The 3,201-nt window shown below is 73.2% G+C and carries 4 protein-coding genes and 1 pseudogene; 4 read left to right on the top strand and 1 reads right to left on the bottom strand.

Annotated features, from left to right (window positions below; translation table 11 throughout):
- Positions 1 to 184: 184 nt before the first annotated feature.
- The 4 genes and pseudogenes from VQ02_RS36370 to VQ02_RS31605 form a co-directional block, all read left to right on the top strand.
- Positions 185 to 509: pseudogene (locus tag VQ02_RS36370) on the top strand (M10 family metallopeptidase C-terminal domain-containing protein); the annotation flags it as partial.
- 128 nt (positions 510 to 637) lie between these two features.
- Entirely contained in the window at positions 638 to 1,642 is a 1,005-nt protein-coding gene (locus VQ02_RS31615) for an aldo/keto reductase (RefSeq protein WP_048448230.1), read from the top strand.
- Between the two features lie 7 nt (positions 1,643 to 1,649).
- Positions 1,650 to 2,471 carry an amidohydrolase family protein gene (locus tag VQ02_RS31610; RefSeq protein WP_048448229.1) on the top strand — a complete coding sequence of 274 codons (822 nt, stop codon included), beginning with the start codon at positions 1,650 to 1,652 and terminating at the stop codon, positions 2,469 to 2,471.
- A 12-nt stretch (positions 2,472 to 2,483) separates the two neighbouring features.
- On the top strand, positions 2,484 to 2,813 hold the full coding sequence (locus VQ02_RS31605; RefSeq protein ID WP_048448228.1) for an L-rhamnose mutarotase: 330 nt from the start codon (positions 2,484 to 2,486) through the stop codon (positions 2,811 to 2,813).
- A gap of 70 nt (positions 2,814 to 2,883) precedes the next feature.
- Here the strand turns inward: VQ02_RS31605 and VQ02_RS31600 are convergent, their stop codons facing one another.
- On the bottom strand, positions 2,884 to 3,135 hold the full coding sequence (locus VQ02_RS31600) for a hypothetical protein (protein WP_048448227.1): 252 nt from the start codon (positions 3,133 to 3,135) through the stop codon (positions 2,884 to 2,886).
- Positions 3,136 to 3,201 lie beyond the last annotated feature (66 nt).

The following is a 3,201-nucleotide window of genomic DNA, read 5'->3' as shown; positions in this document are numbered from 1 at the left end:
GAGGCCCTGCGCGCCGCCGGCTACCTGCCGGAGCCGCCCTCGGCGTGAGGACCATCGGGGCTTACGCCCGCGCCCGTCCGCCCTCGATCGTCTCACGTTGGGCCTTGCGCCCTCGAACGGACTCGGTCGCAGGCACCGGCTAGGCCCGGATGGGCGCCGGCGCTGATGCGCCGAACGCCTTGCCGCCACCTGGACCGTCGATGCCGATGCCGACGGCTGGGTGCGGTTGTTCAAGGATGGCGCTCCCTTGGCGCAGGCCCAGGGTGTAGTTCGTCGGCTGGTCCAACCGGGCGGCCGACACGGCGCTGATCGGCGCGGTCGACGACCTGGTGACCCCCCGCAACACCATTCCGGAGATCGACGGCGCCTTCAAGGCCTTCGCCGAGGTGCGCTTCGACGATCTCGCCGGCGGCACGTACACCCGCGAGCACGACCTCATCGGCCAGTCCAACTGGTCCTGGGACACGCCGCTGATCGGGAAAGTCAGCGATCTGTTCTTCGTCGGGTAGGATCACCGGAGGGAGCCTGTGCGGCCGCCGCGCCGCGCAGCCGAACGGACGGCAGATCGGATCCGCGGGAGGGTGTATGAAGCCGGAGGAGCGAATCCGGCGCCGGGCGCCCCATCGCGAGGATCGTCATGAAGGCCGCCGACGCGAGAACCCACGCCCGCAGCGGCGTCACCGTCACCGCCCTCGGGCTCGGCTGCGCGCAGATGGGCGGCCTCTACCGGGCGACGAGCCTCGCCGAGGCCGCGGGCGCCTTCCGGGCGGCCTGGGAGCGCGGCATCCGCTACTTCGACACGGCGCCGTTCTACGGCTTCACCCGCTCGGAGCGCCGCCTCGGCACCCTGCTGACCGAGGAGCCCCGAGGGAGCTACGCGGTGAGCACCAAGGTCGGCCGCCTGATGGTGCCCGACCCGACCGTCGGCCCCCTGGAGGAGGGCTACGCCGACCCGCTGCCGTTCCGCCCCACCTTCGACTACACCCATGACGGCGTGATGCGCGCCTTCGCGGCGAGCCAGCAGCGCCTCGGCGTGCTTGAGCCCGACATCCTCTACGTCCACGACATCGGCCCGTTCACCCACGGCGACCGCCATCCCCGCTACTGGGAGCAGCTGACGACGGGAGGCGGCTTCCGGGCCCTGACCCGGCTGCGCGAGGAGGGCGCCGTGCGGGCGATCGGCCTCGGCGTCAACGAGTGGGAGATCATCGCCGAGGCGGTGCAGGTGGCCGACCTCGACCTCTGCATGCTGGCCGGCCGCTACACCCTGCTCGAGCAGGCAAGCCTGCCGCTCATGGACGCGTGCGCCCGGCGGGGGATCGGCATCGCGGTGGCGGGCGCGTTCAATTCCGGGCTGCTCGCCGGCCGGGGCACGTTCAACTACGCCGAGGCGCCCGCGGAGGTCGCCGCTCGGGCCGAGGCATTGCGCGCCGCCTGCGCCGAGGAGGGCGTGCGGCTCGAGGCGGCCGCGCTGCAATTCCCGCTGCTCCACCCGGCCGCGCTCACGGTGGTGACCGGGGCCCGCACCGCCGCCCAGGTCGAGGCCAACGCCGCCTGGTTCGAGGAGCCGATCCCGGCCGGGTTCTGGACGCGGCTGAAGGCCCGCGGCCTGATCGCCGAGGACGCCCCCGTCCAGTCCTGAGGCTCCCATGCGCATCGACGCCCATCACCATCTCTGGCGGCTCGCCGACCGGCCCGGCCGGTGGCCGCCGCCCGACCTCGCGGCGCTCCACCGCGACTTCGGGCCGGACGACCTGGCGCCGCTCCTCGCGGCCGCGGGGCTCGACGGCACCGTGCTGGTCCAGACCCTCGAGGACGAGGCCGAGACCGCCGCGATGCTGGCGCTGGCCGCGCGCCACCCGTTCATCCGCGGCGTGGTCGGCTGGACCGACCTCAAGGCCGCGGACGCCCCGGCGGCGGTGGCGCGGGTCGCGGGCGAGCCGCGCCTCAGGGGCCTGCGCCCGATGCTCCAGGACCATCCCGACGATGCCTGGATCGCCGACCCGGCCCTCGCGCCCGCCATCGCCGCGATGGTCGCGCACGACCTCGCTTTCGACGCCCTCGTCCGGCCGCGCCAGCTGCCGCACCTCCTGACCTTCGCGACGCGGCATCCGACCTTGCGCATCGTGATCGACCACGGGGCGAAGCCCGCGATCGGGCAGGGCGGCTCGCCCGGGTGGCGGGACGCGCTCGCGGCTTTGGCCCGCCTGCCGAACGTCTCCTGCAAGCTCTCGGGCCTCCTGACCGAGGCGGAGGGCGGCGGACACGAGGCCGTGCGGCCCTATGCCGAGGCGATCCTGGCGCTGTTTCGCCCCGGACGGGTGATCTGGGGCAGCGACTGGCCGGTGCTGAACCTGGCGGGCTCGTACGGCGCCTGGCTCGCGCAGTGCCAGGGCCTGGTGCCGCCCGCCGACCACGACGCCGTGTTCGGAGGCAACGCCGTGTCCTTCTACCGCCTGGACGCCGCCTGAGGAGATCGTCGCATGCAACGGATGGGCATGGTCATCGGCGTGAACCCGGATCAGGTCGCGACCTACAAGCGGCTGCACGAGGCCGTGTGGTCGGAGGTCCTGGACCTTATCAGCCGCTGCAACATCCGGAACTACACGATCTTCCTGCGCGAGCCGGAGAACCTGCTGTTTGGCACCTGGGAATACCACGGCACCGACTTCGAGGCCGACATGGCCAGGATGGCGGCGGATGCCAGGAACCAGGAATGGTGGAGCCTGACCATCCCGTGCCAGCGCCCCCTCGAGACCCGGGCCGAGGGCGAGTGGTGGGCGCGGATGGAGGAGGTGTTTCACCACGATTGAGGTCCGCGCCTCAACCCGGCGCGACCCGGCCTGCGCGACGTCGCGGTCCTTGATGCGCGCCCGGACGACCTCAGCGGTCCTCGCGCGCGAGCTGCGCCTCGATCGCGGCAGCGAGGTCGGCGTCGGGCGTCTCCCGCCAGCCCTCCGCGAGCGTCAGCCGCACCGAGTGCGCGCCGCCCGAGGGGGTGCAGACCACCACCCGGCGGCCCTCGCCGGCGAGCTTCGCCTTCGCCGAATCCGGCGCGTCCTGCAGCCCGGCCAGGGCCTCGATGCAGGTCCAGGCGATGCCCTCGCGGGTGGTCACGGTGCGCTCGTCGGTCATGGCGTCGTTCCGGCTCCTGTCGGCTTGCGTTGCGGGGTCTTGCGTTGCGGGGTCTTGCGCTGCGGG

The organism is Methylobacterium variabile, assembly GCF_001043975.1.
Classification (GTDB): domain Bacteria; phylum Pseudomonadota; class Alphaproteobacteria; order Rhizobiales; family Beijerinckiaceae; genus Methylobacterium; species Methylobacterium variabile.
Note: the sequence above shows the minus strand (reverse complement) of the source record. Positions and strands in the feature narration are given on the sequence as shown.

Excerpts from the sequence above, each read along its gene's own strand:
- VQ02_RS31600 (WP_048448227.1), bottom strand. The coding sequence starts at position 3,135 with ATGACCGACGAGCGCACCGTGACCACCCGCGAGGGCATCGCCTGGACC.
- VQ02_RS31615 (WP_048448230.1), top strand. The coding sequence starts at position 638 with ATGAAGGCCGCCGACGCGAGAACCCACGCCCGCAGCGGCGTCACCGTC.
- VQ02_RS31610 (WP_048448229.1), top strand. The coding sequence starts at position 1,650 with ATGCGCATCGACGCCCATCACCATCTCTGGCGGCTCGCCGACCGGCCC.
- VQ02_RS31605 (WP_048448228.1), top strand. The coding sequence starts at position 2,484 with ATGCAACGGATGGGCATGGTCATCGGCGTGAACCCGGATCAGGTCGCG.